This is a genomic window from Wolbachia endosymbiont (group A) of Sympetrum striolatum, assembly GCF_947250715.1.
GTDB lineage: Bacteria > Pseudomonadota > Alphaproteobacteria > Rickettsiales > Anaplasmataceae > Wolbachia.
Genome location: NZ_OX366342.1, coordinates 453,432 through 469,149, shown reverse-complemented (window position 1 = coordinate 469,149; position 15,718 = coordinate 453,432). Strand labels below are relative to the sequence as shown.

General features: G+C 35.5%; 15 protein-coding genes and 1 riboswitch. Of the genes, 3 read left to right on the top strand and 12 right to left on the bottom strand.

Translation table 11 applies throughout. The annotated features are described in order from the left end of the window. Nucleotides 1-274: 274 nt before the first annotated feature. The 10 genes from lepA to pgsA form a co-directional block, all read right to left on the bottom strand. Entirely contained in the window at nucleotides 275-2,071 is a 1,797-nt protein-coding gene (lepA, locus tag OOK87_RS02290; RefSeq protein WP_264687945.1) for a translation elongation factor 4, read from the bottom strand. A gap of 79 nt (nucleotides 2,072-2,150) precedes the next feature. Then, nucleotides 2,151-3,554: a malonyl-CoA decarboxylase gene (locus OOK87_RS02285; protein ID WP_264687944.1), complete on the bottom strand. Its 1,404-nt coding sequence runs from the start codon at nucleotides 3,552-3,554 to the stop codon at nucleotides 2,151-2,153. 867 nt (nucleotides 3,555-4,421) lie between these two features. Beyond that, the gene (locus tag OOK87_RS02280; RefSeq protein ID WP_264687943.1) at nucleotides 4,422-5,111 is read right to left on the bottom strand and encodes a thiamine diphosphokinase; all 690 of its coding nucleotides are present in this window, start codon (nucleotides 5,109-5,111) and stop codon (nucleotides 4,422-4,424) included. 13 nt (nucleotides 5,112-5,124) lie between these two features. After that, the gene (locus OOK87_RS02275; RefSeq protein ID WP_253309181.1) at nucleotides 5,125-5,367 is read right to left on the bottom strand and encodes a SemiSWEET family sugar transporter; all 243 of its coding nucleotides are present in this window, start codon (nucleotides 5,365-5,367) and stop codon (nucleotides 5,125-5,127) included. Further along, a riboswitch (TPP riboswitch) is annotated at nucleotides 5,356-5,458 on the bottom strand. It overlaps the preceding gene by 12 nt. 76 nt (nucleotides 5,459-5,534) lie before the next feature. Beyond that, nucleotides 5,535-6,380, bottom strand: a complete 846-nt coding sequence (locus tag OOK87_RS02270) for an SPFH domain-containing protein (protein WP_264688468.1) — start codon at nucleotides 6,378-6,380, stop codon at nucleotides 5,535-5,537. Nucleotides 6,381-6,387: 7 nt separating this feature from the next. Continuing rightward, nucleotides 6,388-7,326: a M23 family metallopeptidase gene (locus tag OOK87_RS02265; protein ID WP_253309180.1), complete on the bottom strand. Its 939-nt coding sequence runs from the start codon at nucleotides 7,324-7,326 to the stop codon at nucleotides 6,388-6,390. Beyond that, complete coding sequence (locus OOK87_RS02260) at nucleotides 7,323-8,063, bottom strand: YebC/PmpR family DNA-binding transcriptional regulator (protein ID WP_253309949.1); 741 nt, start codon at nucleotides 8,061-8,063, stop codon at nucleotides 7,323-7,325. Before OOK87_RS02260 ends, OOK87_RS02265 begins: the two co-directional genes overlap by 4 nt. Nucleotides 8,064-8,122: 59 nt before the next feature. Continuing rightward, nucleotides 8,123-8,830, bottom strand: coding sequence for an outer membrane protein assembly factor BamD (locus OOK87_RS02255; RefSeq protein ID WP_264687942.1), 708 nt, complete (start codon nucleotides 8,828-8,830; stop codon nucleotides 8,123-8,125). Nucleotides 8,831-8,890: 60 nt separating this feature from the next. Next, nucleotides 8,891-9,889 (bottom strand): hypothetical protein, encoded by a 999-nt coding sequence (locus OOK87_RS02250; RefSeq protein WP_253309178.1) that lies wholly within the window; start codon nucleotides 9,887-9,889, stop codon nucleotides 8,891-8,893. Nucleotides 9,890-9,989: 100 nt separating this feature from the next. Then, nucleotides 9,990-10,532, bottom strand: coding sequence for a CDP-diacylglycerol--glycerol-3-phosphate 3-phosphatidyltransferase (pgsA, locus tag OOK87_RS02245; protein ID WP_253309177.1), 543 nt, complete (start codon nucleotides 10,530-10,532; stop codon nucleotides 9,990-9,992). A gap of 126 nt (nucleotides 10,533-10,658) precedes the next feature. Here pgsA and OOK87_RS02240 point away from each other — a divergent pair, with 126 nt between their 5' ends. From OOK87_RS02240 to grxD, 3 genes are all read left to right on the top strand, one after another. Next, nucleotides 10,659-11,981 (top strand): malic enzyme-like NAD(P)-binding protein, encoded by a 1,323-nt coding sequence (locus OOK87_RS02240; protein ID WP_264687941.1) that lies wholly within the window; start codon nucleotides 10,659-10,661, stop codon nucleotides 11,979-11,981. Nucleotides 11,982-12,059: 78 nt separating this feature from the next. Further along, the gene (locus tag OOK87_RS02235; protein WP_253309175.1) at nucleotides 12,060-12,278 is read left to right on the top strand and encodes a BolA/IbaG family iron-sulfur metabolism protein; all 219 of its coding nucleotides are present in this window, start codon (nucleotides 12,060-12,062) and stop codon (nucleotides 12,276-12,278) included. Nucleotides 12,279-12,293: 15 nt separating this feature from the next. Beyond that, the gene (gene grxD / locus OOK87_RS02230) at nucleotides 12,294-12,617 is read left to right on the top strand and encodes a Grx4 family monothiol glutaredoxin (RefSeq protein ID WP_164224629.1); all 324 of its coding nucleotides are present in this window, start codon (nucleotides 12,294-12,296) and stop codon (nucleotides 12,615-12,617) included. A gap of 73 nt (nucleotides 12,618-12,690) precedes the next feature. Here the strand turns inward: grxD and OOK87_RS02225 are convergent, their stop codons facing one another. Both OOK87_RS02225 and dnaG read right to left on the bottom strand, forming a co-directional pair. Next, nucleotides 12,691-13,773, bottom strand: a complete 1,083-nt coding sequence (locus tag OOK87_RS02225; RefSeq protein WP_264687940.1) for an efflux RND transporter periplasmic adaptor subunit — start codon at nucleotides 13,771-13,773, stop codon at nucleotides 12,691-12,693. Between the two features lie 184 nt (nucleotides 13,774-13,957). Next, the gene (dnaG, locus tag OOK87_RS02220; protein WP_264687939.1) at nucleotides 13,958-15,706 is read right to left on the bottom strand and encodes a DNA primase; all 1,749 of its coding nucleotides are present in this window, start codon (nucleotides 15,704-15,706) and stop codon (nucleotides 13,958-13,960) included. Nucleotides 15,707-15,718 lie beyond the last annotated feature (12 nt).

Below are 15,718 nucleotides of genomic sequence, written 5' to 3'. Positions count from 1 at the left end.
GCAAATTGGCGTACTATACTGTCTTAAACGACTTATAAGCGCGTTTCAGCTTATATAGGTAAAAACCCAGAAATGTTGTGAAGACATAAGGTGCACATAGTGCAAAAAATTAAAAATAAGACGCCAATACGTTGTTTTCTTGCTGTTTAATCTGCACAGATGAAGATAACTGAATACCTCCAGTACCATGATAAGGGGGCTGGCGGAGTTTGTCAAGTAAGTTTTTTCGTTTCTAACGGTTGTTGCCAAAAACTATACAAGAAGTCTTTTAAGATCAATCACTTATCTTCAAAGCTTGAATAAAAGCATTCTGTGGAATATTTACGTTCCCTATAGAATGCAACCTTTTTTTACCCTTCTTTTGCTTTTCAAGTAGTTTCATTCTTCGCGTTACATCTCCACCATAGAGTTTAGCTGTTACATCTTTTCTATATGGATTAATCGTTTCTCTGGCAATAATTTTCCCGCCCACTGCCGCTTGAATCGCGATTTTATATTGCTGACGTGGTATTAGATCCTTCAAGCGTGCGCATATTTCACGCCCCCTTTTTTCTGCTCTGCTTTTGTGAGCGATACAAGCCAGTGCATCTACGGGCTCTCCATTAATTAAAAAGCTTAATTTATCTATTTGGCTTACCAGATAGCTGGAAATTTCCCAATCCAAACTTGCATACCCCTTGGAAATTGATTTTAATCGATCATAAAAGTCAAAAACAACTTCAGACAGTGGTAACTTATATCTTAACAATGCTGTTGTTGTGTTACCAATGTAAGATAAATCTTCCTGTTCTCCCCTCCTCTCTTCACATAATGATAGAATCTCACCTAAATATTGGTCAGGGACCATTATAGTTGCAGTAATCCACGGCTCTTCTACCATTTCAATCTTTGTTGGATCTGGCATGTCACTAGGATTATGAATGCTCAGAACTTCACCACCTTGCGTTGTAACCTTATATATAACACTCGGTGCAGTTGCTGTTAGATCTAAATCAAATTCTCTCTCGAGCCTTTCTTGAATAACTTCAAGATGCAACATTCCCAAAAAACCACAACGAAATCCATAGCCTAGCGCATTTGAAGTTTCTGCTTCAAAAGTAAAACTTGCATCATTCAAATGTAATTTTTCCAGTGCTTCTCTTAAATATTTAAAGTCGTCCGTTTTATTAGGAAAAATACTACAAAATACCACAGGGTGCACTTCTTTAAAACCAGGCAATGCCTTGCTGCACGGTCTTTTCTCTTCAGTAATAGTGTCTCCCACTCTACAGTCTGCAACTTCCTTCATTGAAGCAGTGATAAAACCAACTTCACCTGCTGAGAGTTCACCTGTCATTACTTTTTTAGGAGTAAAAATACCGATATTGTCCACTTGGTATGTAGAGTTATTAGACATCATAACAATCTTCATGCCCTTTTTTAGCACTCCATTTTTAATTCGTACTAAAATTACTACTCCCAAATAAGTGTCATAATAACTATCAACTAAAATTGCCTGTAGTGGAGCATTCACATCACCTTGAGGAGCTGGAAGTTTTGTCACTATAGCTTCTAATACATCCCTTATTCCAAGACCAGTCTTGGCTGATATTAAAACTGACTCACTTGCGTCAATGCCAATTACTTCCTCAACCTGGAGTTTTACCTTTTCTGGATCTGCAGCAGGGAGATCAACTTTATTGAGTACAACTATTATTTCATGATTGTTGTCAATAGCTTTATATACATTTGCAAGAGTCTGAGCTTCAACACCCTGGCTACTATCTACCACTAAAAGTGAACCTTCACATGCAGCTAAGCTTCGACTTACCTCATAAGAAAAATCAACGTGACCTGGGGTGTCCATGAGATTTAGGCAATATTGATTACCGTCGTTTGCCGTATAATTGAGTTTTACCGTCTGTGCTTTAATTGTAATGCCACGTTCACGCTCTATATCCATTGAATCGAGTATTTGATTGATCATTTCTCTTGCTTCAAGGCCGTTACATTTCTCTATTAAACGGTCAGCAAGCGTTGACTTACCGTGGTCTATATGCGCTATTATTGCAAAATTTCTTATGTTGTTCATTTATGGCCTACTATACTTAATTAGTAAAACTATTTTACATTTTAAGTGTTGTGAGGGCAATTATTTATTAAGAGACTATTTACTCCTTCAACATAGACGACACTTTTTTCGAGCAGGAAATCACTTTATTAACCATATAGTTTTCATGATTGTTATCTATTTTAGGCAACTCATACAGATAATTCACCATCATTCCAGCCGACTGACTAATACCCTTTTCAGAAGTATCCGCCATCCAGTTTAATTGTTTTATTGATGCGCCATTGCTTAAATGAAAATGTGCCACCGGATCATAAGCATTTCCATTACTATTATTCACTTTTAGTAAATAATATGTACACAGTTTAAGCATGCATTGTTTAGTTTCATTTGTACATTCAACGTTAGTTTTTAATTGCTCTGCACTTTCTAAAATTTCTGCACTAGATTGTTTTATATTTAGTTTGCCCAATAAAGTGACATCTTGGTTTAGATTGTTTTTTAGCCATTTCGTAAAGCCAGGTATTGGAGAAAGAGTTGCGTATGTTTTTATACTTTTAAACTCTTGCGATAGCTTTTCTACAACCCTTTTGATCAAAAAATTACCAAGGCTGATTCCAGATAACCCTGCTTGAGTATTTGATATTGAGTAGAATATAGCAGTGCTTGCACTACTTGGATCACTTGAAGGTACTGATTCATCTAAAAGGTGTTGAATGCTATCTGCAATCTTATTCACCAATGCAACCTCTACAAAAATTAGAGGTTCGTTTGGTATTTTGTAATGAAAGAAAGCAAAACAGAGACGATCAGAATCTAGTCTGTTTTTTAAGTCATCCCAAGAGGAAATTTTATGCACAGCTTCATATTTTATAAGTTTTTCTAGCAATGATGCAGGTGAATCCCAGGTGATTTGACGAAGATCGAGTAGATCAACATCAACCCAAGTATAGAGTATATTTTTTAATTCATTCTCTAGTGGATTCAAGCTTCTATATTGGTTCTTTAGCTTAAGCACATCAGAACGCATATCAACAATAAACTTGAGGCCTTCTGGTAGAGAAATAAATTGCTTCAATATTTTAGAACGCGGTGATTCAAGAATTTTTATTAAATCCTGTTCAAATTTATAGTTTAACTCGGGATCTTGGTTTTTCTTATACTCTTTAATTTTCTCATCTATTTCCGCTTTATTCGGATTAAATTTTTCTGCCAGGGTTTGTAGAAATTTTATTTTACCTTTCTCTGATAAGCTCAAGTACAGGTTACCAAGAGATACAGCGTTCTTACGTGCTGAAACCTCTCCTCCCTTTGGGTTTAAGCACTCGTTCATCTTCAAGACTAAACTATCGATATCGCGACTGTTGCTTAAATCAGGACCGATGTTACCAATCCACGATCTTACAGCATCTGCCACTCCACCTAGTATTTTAAAAAAGCTTCTTACCGCTTTTTTGTCTTCAACTTTCACTATATCAGTTTTTACCAATGATTCTTTTGTCATAGATTCCCTTTATTATACATGGCTAATGCAAGTCAGGTTTCCCTACGTCATACCGCCGCGGTATCTCTAGATCCCGCTAACAAGCAGCGTGATGACGAATTTGTCGTTTGTCAAATCGTCGGTAAACCCAAGTTATTTTAGCTACATATAGATTAAGTTAAAGGAAAATTTTAGCTACATAGCAGGCACTATTACTGAATTATTAATAATTCAGTAATACAATAGACTTCTTGCACTACCTCCCAAGCCACAACTGTCATTCAGTAGAAACAAAAAACTTCCTTGACAAACTCTGCCAGCCCCCTTATTATGATAATAAGGGTATTTATGACTCAAAACTTGTTTTTGACCTGCAGGCTCAATGACAAAATTCAGTAAAAAACTTAGGGTATTTTTTGGCGGATTACATAAAATTATAGCGGCTGCATGTCTTTTTTATTTTTTCTACATTCAGCCAAATCGCGCTTATTTTAAGCGTTAGCACATTATTACAGCGCCACTTACAGTAATATAGAGTCAAAACTCGCACCACGGGGCTTCTTTTGCCTTTTTTTCCGCTTGGTAAATTTCTTAATATTTGTAGCTGAACGACAACCGTCATCCCTGTAAAGGTCAAGTATCCCGCTACGTGTTAGCGGATGAGATACCGCGAATGAATCGCGGTATGACGGTTCGTGGCGGTATGACGGTTAAGCAATTCGTCATCCCGCTGCTTGTTAGCGGGATCTAGAGATACCGCGGCGGTATGACGTAGGACTGCTGTCATTCAAGTAGCTGACACTGGAATGACACGTCATAAAGGAACCAGTGTTAGCTACTTGGATGATACCTTTTTTCTACTTAGTTTGGGTTATGCAAGAAGTCTATTTACTTCTTAACTTGACGCACATGATGTCTTGCAGCATCATCTACTGCTTCTAAATAAACCATCGCCAAACATATACCACTGTGTACTTCTATAGATAACTTACTGCCTAAACTTCGATTAAAGCAAGAATTCTTTCCTGGAAAAGCAAGGTTGCTAAGATGCAGTTCCCATTTTAATCCTTTGGTTGATATTTGAGCTCTCGGTATACCAAGTAAAGATATTTTAGTATCTTTCGGCAAAGAAAAATGGGTAATACTTTTTTGTAGGATGTAACCTACCATGGGAGGTGAAGGTGTGTAAAAGATACTGCCCGTACTTAGAAAAATGTTAATATTCTGTAGTATGTGATCAATTGCTCCTCCAGTAATACCCGTTACTATTGATGGCAATAACTTTACTGTTTTTAAGTGAGCGATTGCTTTAGAAAAGTCGCAATAATCTTGATCAGGTAGATATATCGTATTCAAATTAGCACGTAAATCCAGATTTACGCTATCCAAATCTCCTACTACAAGATCAGGTTTTACACCAATTGATAGAAGCTTGTTTGCTCCTCCATCTACAGCAATAATAGGTATATCTCGTTTAAAAAACGATGAGCTCGGTATTTCTCCATTTAGCACTACAATAGAACGATATTGTTGTTGTGTACTGCAGTGCAGCACATGATCATGGTGCAGGTTTTGCATCGTAGTAACATTTTTAAATAATTGATATTATGCTAATCACTAATCCAGCAATATTGCTAAGCACCACAAAAATTGAGCTCTGGTAAAGACCATAGCCAATCCAAGACAATGAACAAATAAGATAGTTTACTAACATTAGCATCGATACATCACGAGTAACTTTAGTGATATATGCTTTATATACTTGAGGTGATAATCCAATTAGAGATGCAATTAACGCAATGAAGCCGAAGCATTCTTCAATATTTATATACATACATTTTCCTACGCTTGCTTTAACAATATCAGGTTCAAAGGGTTGTACTTTATGTACTCTCAGCTTTTCTAGAGCACCCCTAATGCGTGTAATTTATAACATCATTTAGTCTATTAATCAAGAAATTAATAGTGACTTGCATTCATGAAACCCAATCGGCTTCTATGCTAATTATTATCCAAACTAATCGTCGGTTGTGCATCTTGCTCAGAGATTAGGGCAACCAACAAATTATTTATCAATTGAACCTTTTGCTTGCCATCTAATTGTAAGCTTTTGTTTTTTTCAAAATGAGCTATTACTTCCTCGACAATTCCTATTGCATTTTGCACTATATGCCTTCTTGCCGAAGTGATAGCATGTGCTTGTTGACGCCTTAACATTGCTTGTGCAATCTCGGACGAATACGCCAAATGCGATATTCTTGCTTCTGTAATCTCAATTCCTGCAATATCTAATCTTTGTTGTAACATTGACCGCAATTCATCTGAAATTTTATCAGAATTTTTACGTAAAGATTCCTCATCGCTTTCGCTATCATACGGATAATTGCTTGCTAATTCTCTTATTACTGAGTCACTTTGTACAAAAACAAATTCGTGATAGTTGTTAACATTATAATACGCCTTTGCAGGGCTGTTTACTCTCCAAACAATTACTGCAGAAATCTCTATTGGACTTCCATTTGCATCATTCACTTTTATTTTTTCTGTGTTGATATTTTGAAATTTTAGGGAAACTATATATTTGCTTGAAAAGGGAAGCGTTACACATATTCCAGACTTAAAATAAGTTCCAATATAATGACCAAAAAACTCTATCACTCTTGCTTCATTAGGGTCATTAATAAAAAATCCTTGAAGAAAAGTCAAAATTGAAACAGCAGCAACTCCAAGCGCAATTGTGCTGTCATATGCAAAAAAAAGCAGCGATAAAATTAATCCTAGCGCTATTAGTACAGGAAAAAACCGGAGTTGACTTAAATTTCTATCGTTTATCGTATTCTTATCCATATTGTCTTTAAACTTCTTTTTCACTTGAACCCTCTCTGTTGATCGTTTTATTTATCTTATTTACAAATAGTTTAAACTCTCTTAATTCATGATCAGGCAATTTTACTTCAGTTTCATGCGCTATCGTAAGCGGATCGATGTGTTTGCCGTTATATATAACTTCGTAATGTAAATGGGGTCCTGTTGCAACACCAGTGCTACCAACATAGGCAATGACCTGCCCCTGTTTTACTTTAGAGCCTAACTTTATATCGCCACTAAATCTACTTATATGCGCATAACAGGTTGAATATTCATTTTTGTGTTTTATTTTGATGTAATTTCCATAGCCACCATTCTTTCCTATATATTCTACCACACCCTCTGCAGCAGCGTATATGGGAGTGCCAAGCTTAGCTGCATAATCCACTCCTTTGTGAAAAGCAATTTTACCGCGAACAGGATGCTTTCTATTGCCAAATTTTGAGGATATGCGATAATCTCCATTTAAAGGATTTGCAAAAATTTCGCCATTTTTTAAGCTTATTCCTTCTTTATTAAAATACCTTTCTTTGCCGTCTTGCGATTTATAATGATATAAACTAATAGCTTTCTTGTTTATTGTCAGTGAAGCATATAAAATCTTTTCTTCAGTCTTCTGATTACTGAGCGATCTCTCAAAAAGAACCTCCAATTTACTCTTCGGCACAATGTCTTTTTTAAAATCAACACCAAAATCTTTATATATGTTGATCAATTTTACCACTGTATTTGGCGCCAACCCTTCCGTGTCAAAAAAAGAGGATTTTATGTCACTAGATATGAATAACAACTTTCCATCACTTTCTGTCGTCAAAGTAGCTTTTTTTTTTCTGATTCCATGCTGGAATGGCTGTGCAAGATCTGTTGATGTTTCAGTAGCATATGCTGGTAAAATACAAAGCAATACAAATATTACCAGCCTCATAGCTTATCAACAAAAGTAAAATTACCTTCAACATACTGTACATCATCATTATCTTCTAATTCTTCAACCAATGTGGATAATTTATCGATCAACTCTTTATCGCTAATTTCAACTAGATCCTTTGGTTGCCACGAAAGACGAGCAAGTTCTGGTTCTCCGAATTTTGCATAAAAGGCATCGCGTACTTTACCAAAATCTTTTATTTCACAAGTTATAACGTGTAATCCTTCTTTGTCATTTTCCTCAACATTCAATACTTCTAACTCGATCCCATAATTAAATAAATCATCAAAATTCACACCCTCTGCTTTATAGACGATTAAGCCTACATGATCGAAAAGGTAACTAACACTTCCTGTTTCTCCCAAGTTTCCACCCTTGCGAGAAAATATATAACGTACCTCAGAAGCAGTACGGTTGCGGTTATTAGTCAAGGCATGGACAATAAGTGCAGTGCCAGAAGGCCCATGACCTTCATATTGGATTTCCTCATAATTTTCTCCAGCAACGTTACCAGTTGCATTTTTTATTGCTGTTTCTATTTTATCTTTTGGTAGATTTTCCTTGCGTGCAGCAAATATAGCAGAGCGAAGGCGCGGGTTGAGTTCGGGATCGGGTAGCCCTTGCTTTGCAGCAACTGTTATTTCTCTAATCAGCTTCGTAAATTTTTGAGAGCGCTTTGCATCCTGAGTGCCTTTCCGATGTTTTATATTTGAAAATTGTGAATGACCAGCCATATTCAAATAGTTAAAAACCTAATTATATATCAAAGCATAGAAAAAGCTAAAGCAAATTTTCAAGCCTCTGGCTTGGCATCTTGCAGGTTTTCTGCTAATAACATACTTTCATACTGCTCAGCTTCTAAGTCAAGGCCAAGAGCTGAATGGGCTGCTATTAAATAGTTAATAGACTTAGAAAAATATTTAGAATCCTTATAGCTTGCTATATTCTGGAAACGCTTAATTGCTGCTAAATATTCACCACGCCTCAGGTAAAACTTACCGATAGAGTACTCTTTTGTTGATATATGCTCTGTGATCAGCTTTGCTTTTTCCTTCATCTCGTCTATATATTCGCTGCCTGGAAAGAGATTAATGTACTCTGTAGCTAGCTCTAAAGTTTTATATGCAACTTGTTGCCCGAGCTGCACTTTGTTAATTTGCATGTAATAAGATAGTACTCTTAAGTAATACACATATGGCAAATCTTCACCATTTGAATAAACGTATATATAATCATCCATATCACTTGCAGCACTACTGTAGTTACCCATATTATAGTGAGAAACCCCAGATAATAATTTTGCTTTCCTTGCCCAATAAGAGAAAGGGTACAAATCTTCTATCTTTTGAAATGCCCTAATAGCTTGTTTATATTTTTTCTGGTCAAAAAGTTCAACTGCTTCCTCATATAGTTCAGCTTCAGTTTTTTCAAGATCATCCGCATACGATTGTGTAAAGGAGCAAATTAGGAAAATAAAGCACGTGATTAAAGTCTTATACATAAGATTTTTTTCGATCAAAATAAAGTATAGACCTAAATATTACTTAAATAAATAAATTTCTTAGGCAATAGCCGGCCCTTCCTCTTTATAACTACGGTCAGAACTACCTGCATTCCTCGATTTACCTTGTCCTTCCACTTTTGGATCTTTCAGCGTTTTGCTGTAGGAATGTGTAGTTAATATCTGTACAACCATAAAAAGTGCAATACCTATCAAGCCTAAAGTAGGCCCAACAGCAGGATTTAAGGACGATGCTAATGCCATTAACATTATCCTTCTTATTAAAAATATAGAAGAACCAGCAAGCGCCAATCCGGCTACAGACATATTGCTAGTTTTCTTGCTAGATTTTTCATCAAGATTAGATTTTTCTGTTTCCTTTTTCTTATTTTTTTCATGCTCATCAATATAAGAAACAAGAGTTACAAGAAAAGCAATTGCATTGGCAAGAAATAAAATTGCATCCTCTGCTGCTTCAAGTGAAGATGTTTCACCCATTATCATACCTACAATAATCAGTGCAGTTGTTATAGCCTCAATATAGATCAAACACTGACCTATATCAGAAATATTGTGCTCTTTTTCCTTTACTTCCTCTCCATTTTCAATATTCTCCAACTCTCGTTCTTTTTGTGCTATTTTCCTATTATTGTAAATTAAATATAGCGTACAAATAAGAGATAGGACCATAGAAGGTAATATAGTGTGGCTTAGCGCGCCACTTATCACGCCAAGTAATACCTGATCGCTACATATTTTTTCCAGTTCAATAGCCATAAATAATGCAAATGGAACCATTGTTACCAATGATACACATTGTCTATATAGCTCTCTTTTTTTTAGTGTTAATAGCTCTTGTTCTAGCTTCTTCTTTTTTTCTGCTTCTCCTACTTTTAGCATTAATAACTCCTGTTCAAGCTTCTTCTTTTTTTCTGCTTCTTCTTTTAGTGTTAATGACTCTTGTTCTGACCTTTCTTTTTTGACTTCCTTATCAACTGTCAGCCAAAAATCCCCAAAAAAATCTTCAGGAGAAAACGTAGTCTTAAAGTTATCAGTCATATAAACCCTATTAACTAATATATTATACAGGATTTTAACTATTCAGTCAATATTATGAAAGTATTAACTACTTTTGTATATTAACTGTTTCTCAAGAAATTCAGTCAACCTGTTTGATGCCGGCTAGGATATAATTATAGCCTGACCACATAGTTATAATAGCTGCAACCCATAAACAAATTGCACCTATATATTGAGTTGTGTCGTAATCGTTCATTATTAGCGCTACTACAGCAACCATCTGCAAAAATGTTTTAATTTTGCCAGCTTTGCTTACAGGTAGACTAACATTTATAGCTATAAGGAACTCCCGTAAACCCGAAACTAATATTTCCCTACAGATGATGATAATCGATGGTACTATTGTAAAATCATTTATCTTCTGCTTATAAACTAGCATAATTATCGTTGAAACCACTATTAATTTATCAGCAATTGGATCAAATAGCTTGCCAAACTTTGATTGGACTTTCCACGCACGCGCCAAGTAACCATCAAAAAAATCCGTAATGCACGCAAACACAAAGATTGATATTGTTATCAGGCCTGCATATTTATTTTCTATATAAAAACTTAATATTATTGCTGGTATTGCAAGTGCACGAGAAATTGTAAGCAAATTAGGCACGTTTTTCTTAAGCATGTAATATCATCTTACGTAATAGGTAAACTTATACAGAAGTACAACAGAGTTCACAAGCTAATAGTTTACAATTGAACATTTATAAAAACTCCATATACTTAAAAATTACAAGCTTAAAATATAAGAATGAACGATGATTTAGATAATACCACAAAACAAGAGGCACTTAAGTATCACAGTAGAGGTGGTAACCCTGGTAAAATTTCAATCATGCCAACAAAACCTTTATCTACCCAGTATGATTTGTCACTTGCTTATTCTCCTGGCGTTGCAGCTCCGTGCCTTGAAATAGCTAAAAATCCTGAGGTTGTTTATGATTATACGGCAAAAAGCAATTTTGTAGCTGTCATTTCAAATGGCACTGCAGTGCTTGGGCTTGGTAATATCGGTCCTCTTGCTGCAAAACCTGTCATGGAAGGCAAAGCTGTTTTATTTAAGCGTTTTGCTGATATTGATGCAGTTGATATAGAAGTTGGTACAGAAAATATAGAAGATTTCATCAATGCAGTAAGGTACCTTGGGCCAAGTTGGGGGGGGATAAATTTAGAGGATATAAGATCTCCCGATTGTTTTATAATAGAGAAACGTCTGAATGAACTGATGGATATTCCAGTGTTCCATGATGACCAGCATGGAACTGCAGTGGTTGTTGCAGCTGGTATAGAAAATGCTCTTGATATTGTCGGAAAGAAATTAGAGGACGTTAAGATCATTATGAATGGTGCTGGAGCAGCCGGTATTGCATGTTTAGAAATACTAAAGTCCATGGGCGCTAAAAATATAGTGCTGTGTGATAAGCAAGGAGTAATATACAAAGGTAGAAACGAGGACATGAATGAGTGGAAGGAAAAATATGCAATTGATACTTCCGAACGTTCTCTACTTGATACAATAAAAGGCGCTGATGTATTCATCGGATTATCTGCAAAAGATGTGTTAAATGAAGAGATGTTAAAGAGTATGGGCAAAGACCCGATTATTTTCGCTCTCGCCAACCCCGATCCAGAAGTAAGGCCTGAGTTTGCAAAATCTGTGAGGCCAGATGCAATAATCGCAACTGGCAGGTCAGATTACAACAATCAAGTCAACAACGTAATGGGATTTCCTTATATATTCAGAGGAGCGCTTGATGTACATGCAACAACAATAAATGATGAGATGAAAATTGCAGCTGCAGATGCAATAGCAAAGCTTGCCCGTGAGCCAGTGTCTGACGAGATATCTGCAGCCTATGGCGGTCGTAAAATGAGCTATGGACGTGAATATATAATACCTACTCCATTTGACCCAAGATTCATTTCTATAGTATCTCCTGCTGTTGCAAAAGCCGCAGTTGATTCAGGTATTGCAAGAAAGGCAATACAAGATTGGAGTAAATATGAAAATCAATTGAAATCTCGCCTTGCTAGTACACTTAACACGCTGAATCTACTGTCTTCACAATATTAGTAACCATATAATCAATAATTCAATTGCACCCAGTCGTTTTAGATTTATAATGAAAGTATTGTAATTTAAAGCAAATCAATGACTATTGCAATTCACGAATTAGAAAGGATCATCAAACAATCGTTCCCCGACGCTGATATAAAGGTTCAGGACCTTGCTGGAGATGATGATCATTATCATTTAAAAATAACCTCCAAGCGCTTTCTTGGAAAGACAAAAATAGAACAGCATAAAATGGTATATAAAGCTCTGGAAGGTCAGTCTATACACGCCTTGCAACTGGAAACTAATACTTAAAAATAAGGTGAATTTATGAGCAGTTTTGAACAAATAAAAAAAGATATAGCGGAAAATGATGTGGTGTTGTACATGAAAGGCACTTCTGATTTTCCTCAATGCGGATTCTCTGGACTCGTCGTGTCAATCCTAAAAAAATTGAACGTGAAGTTTAAGTATATTAACGTGTTGGAGAATGATGAAATACGTGAATCTATAAAAAAGTTTTCTGATTGGCCAACAATTCCACAATTATATATAAAGGAAGAGTTTATCGGTGGTTGCGACATCACTCGCGAGATGTACGAAAAAGGCGAACTGCAAAATTTATTGAAGGAAAAAAAAATTATTGCGGAATAAGTACCAAGAAACCAGTGCCCAGACGCTGGGATTGGTATAACGTAGTATAAGCTATGAAAAAGGATCTTATGTCTTAAACCTTATCACCAGGCTTAACAAATAGGTGGCCCAATACTATTAACTTTATGGGTTTACCTTCGTTATTTGCTACTATCCAAACCCCATCGCTCTCATGATCAACAATTTCTATTGGTACAAATATTACATAATTATTGTCATCAACAATCTTTATTCCAAGAGCACCCTCGTCACTTAAGCTCAGGGCTGAAGAAGGAACTTTATATGCAAATCTTTCGCCTGAAGGTAGTCTTACGTTGGCAGTTAGTCCCTGCAAGGATATCATTTTATTATTAATTACCTTTACCTCTACCCTATAAGACCCAGTTTTAGGCTCAGCAATTTTACTAATAAAACTTACTTCACCTGCCAATTCTTTTCCGTCCAGTAAACTAATTTGAGCTGTGCTGCCTAGCTCTATTTTATTTACTTCATTTTCCGAAACGTATAACACCACAAGAATTTGATCGAAATCAACCACGTCAGCTATTTTTTGCCCAGCATTAACAAAATCCCCTTCGTTTGCATTGATTTTATCAATATAACCATCTATAGGAGATTTGACTGCAGTATTTTCTAAATCCAATTCTAGCCTTTTTAGGTCAGCTTTTGCACTTTGTAACGCAGTAAAAGCTGCTTCTACTTGTATTTGTGCTCCATAGCCTGTTTTATTCAGTTTGTGAGAGGAATCATACTCAATTTCACGCTGCTTTAATAAAGCTTTGGCTTTCTGAGATTGCTCAATCCTGTCATAATCTTCTATCTTTAACACTACATCATCTCTTTTTACCTTTTCACCATCAGGTAAATAAATAGCAATAATCTTACCACTTATTTTTGAGACAAGGCTAGCTCTATGTAAGGGATTTACTGTACCAGAAAAATTTAAATATATAGTGCGGTTTTGCGGCGCACATTCTTGAGTTTTTACTGAAAAGCTACTAGTTGCATTATCACTATGAACCGCCTGATCTTTTTTTAAAAATGCACTGCTGATAAAAAACAGTAGAATAAAAGCAATACTAGAAATGATGATTACTTTATTTCTCATCTTTAAACAATAGAATTTGTTGACTAATTTTGTTAGAAACAACTGCATAAATTTTCGAATCAAAAATGTAAGTATAATACATGCACCATTGTCACTCCATAAATAGTTTTATATGAGAACAAACACAAGATTTTCCTACAATAAGTAAGTTTTTTATTGCTAAGAGGCAGTATAAATTCCGTTAAAAAGCAGCAGAATGACAAACAACCTAAAAATAATTAACTGTAGCAGCCTACTTTTCAATAAACTCCATTTGCATTTCTTGTATATTACTTTCTATTTGCTCTATTTGTTCTATCAACCTTTCCTCTAAGTCAAGATTACCGCTCAGCCTCGCTTCGGTTCTTTCTTTTCGTAACGCATTTAATTCTTTTAGTAACACTATATTATTCCACACAATTTCTGCAGATTTTCTCTCGTTCAGTTGGCTATTTAGTACACTAGTTTTTTCAAATACATACTTTATAACGTCAAACTGTTTCAATTCTTGTAACAAAGCCTCTTTACCAAGTTTGCTTTTGTTACTTATTACATCAATTACACGCTGTTGTAATCTTTTCATCTCATTAGTAAATTCAAAATGAGAAAATTGCTCAAAAAATATAGGACGGTTCAAGATTTCAGGAAATTCTACGGCTATACGCAAAATTATGGCCTGATTTTGCTCTGCCTCAATTAGCTCTGGAGATTTGTTATGAAGATACTCACCTTTTGTTGCTCTAGTTTTACTATTAAAAATCTGTTTTTTGAAGCTACTTCTTAGTTCACTAGCCTTATTGTAAAAATAATCTCTATAATACCTTCTAATACTGCTGTTGCTAATAGTATTTACATATTCCATGAAGTTGTGCTCAAGAATTGAATATTTTTCCGGAGCAAGTTTTTCATAATTTTGAAAGTTGCTATCGATTATGTGACGCCATAAATATTCAGAATGCAGTTTTGTTGAATGGTCAAGAGCAGTCAACACGTCTTCTTTCTTGTATGCCAGTTCGTTACATATATCGTATGGATCTTTATTACTCGGCAAAGTCACAAACTTTAACGTGTATCCAGGCTCTAATATTGGCAGAGCAAGTTCCGCAACTCGTGTAGCAGCACGATATCCGGCATTATCGCCATCCATACAGATGGAGATTTCTTTAGCAAATCTCCACAGGTTTTTTATCTGTTCTGCAGAAATTGCGGTACCAAGTGGAGCAACTGTATTACTAATTCCCGCTTGATGTAGCGCTATAGTGTCCATATATCCTTCAACAACAAATATGTGCTGTTTTTTACGTATTTCGCTTAAAGCAAAGTTTAATCCGTATAAATTCTCCCTCTTCTTGAAGAGCTGACTCTCTGGGCTATTTAAATATTTTGGCTGTTGCTCAGAACTCAGCGCACGTCCGCCAAAACCAATAACTCTTCCTGCAATGTTGTATATAGGAAATATCAGCCGGTCATAAAAATAATCATGAAAATTTTTGTTTACTAATCCAATATCAATTAAAATTTTGTCTTCAATACCTGAAGAGTTTAAATACTCTTTCAAACCAGAGCTTGGTGCATAACCTATCTTAAATTTATCTATGATTTCAGGTAAAATCTTGCGCTGCTTTAAATAATCTACAATGCCCTGATTTTTTTGTGCAAACCAATTTGCAGCTAAATCAAGCGCTAAAAATAGTTTATTGTCCCCTTTTGTAATACTAAGACTTTTGGGCAGTTCAACACCTGTAACCGATGCTAATCTTTCCAATGCTTCTTTAAAGCTTAATCCTTCAGTTTGTGAAATAAATTCAAATGCATCACCACTAGCTGAACAACCAAAACAGTAATATAACCCCTTAGTATTGCTCACCGAAAAAGATGGGGTTTTTTCGTTATGAAATGGACAGAGCCCAACAAAACTATCTCCTCTTTTTATTAGCCTGACTTTTTTACCTACTATGTCAGATAATAATAATTTTGATTTTATAATATCTATGTGATCCATCTTATTGAATTA

Excerpts from the sequence above, each read along its gene's own strand:
- OOK87_RS02225 (WP_264687940.1), bottom strand. The coding sequence starts at position 13,773 with ATGCAGTTGTTTCTAACAAAATTAGTCAACAAATTCTATTGTTTAAAG.
- OOK87_RS02280 (WP_264687943.1), bottom strand. The coding sequence starts at position 5,111 with ATGCAAAACCTGCACCATGATCATGTGCTGCACTGCAGTACACAACAA.
- lepA (WP_264687945.1), bottom strand. The coding sequence starts at position 2,071 with ATGAACAACATAAGAAATTTTGCAATAATAGCGCATATAGACCACGGT.
- OOK87_RS02250 (WP_253309178.1), bottom strand. The coding sequence starts at position 9,889 with ATGACTGATAACTTTAAGACTACGTTTTCTCCTGAAGATTTTTTTGGG.
- OOK87_RS02260 (WP_253309949.1), bottom strand. The coding sequence starts at position 8,063 with ATGGCTGGTCATTCACAATTTTCAAATATAAAACATCGGAAAGGCACT.
- OOK87_RS02240 (WP_264687941.1), top strand. The coding sequence starts at position 10,659 with ATGAACGATGATTTAGATAATACCACAAAACAAGAGGCACTTAAGTAT.
- pgsA (WP_253309177.1), bottom strand. The coding sequence starts at position 10,532 with ATGCTTAAGAAAAACGTGCCTAATTTGCTTACAATTTCTCGTGCACTT.
- dnaG (WP_264687939.1), bottom strand. The coding sequence starts at position 15,706 with ATGGATCACATAGATATTATAAAATCAAAATTATTATTATCTGACATA.
- grxD (WP_164224629.1), top strand. The coding sequence starts at position 12,294 with ATGAGCAGTTTTGAACAAATAAAAAAAGATATAGCGGAAAATGATGTG.
- OOK87_RS02285 (WP_264687944.1), bottom strand. The coding sequence starts at position 3,554 with ATGACAAAAGAATCATTGGTAAAAACTGATATAGTGAAAGTTGAAGAC.
- OOK87_RS02235 (WP_253309175.1), top strand. The coding sequence starts at position 12,060 with ATGACTATTGCAATTCACGAATTAGAAAGGATCATCAAACAATCGTTC.
- OOK87_RS02270 (WP_264688468.1), bottom strand. The coding sequence starts at position 6,380 with ATGGATAAGAATACGATAAACGATAGAAATTTAAGTCAACTCCGGTTT.
- OOK87_RS02275 (WP_253309181.1), bottom strand. The coding sequence starts at position 5,367 with ATGTATATAAATATTGAAGAATGCTTCGGCTTCATTGCGTTAATTGCA.
- OOK87_RS02265 (WP_253309180.1), bottom strand. The coding sequence starts at position 7,326 with ATGAGGCTGGTAATATTTGTATTGCTTTGTATTTTACCAGCATATGCT.
- OOK87_RS02255 (WP_264687942.1), bottom strand. The coding sequence starts at position 8,830 with ATGTATAAGACTTTAATCACGTGCTTTATTTTCCTAATTTGCTCCTTT.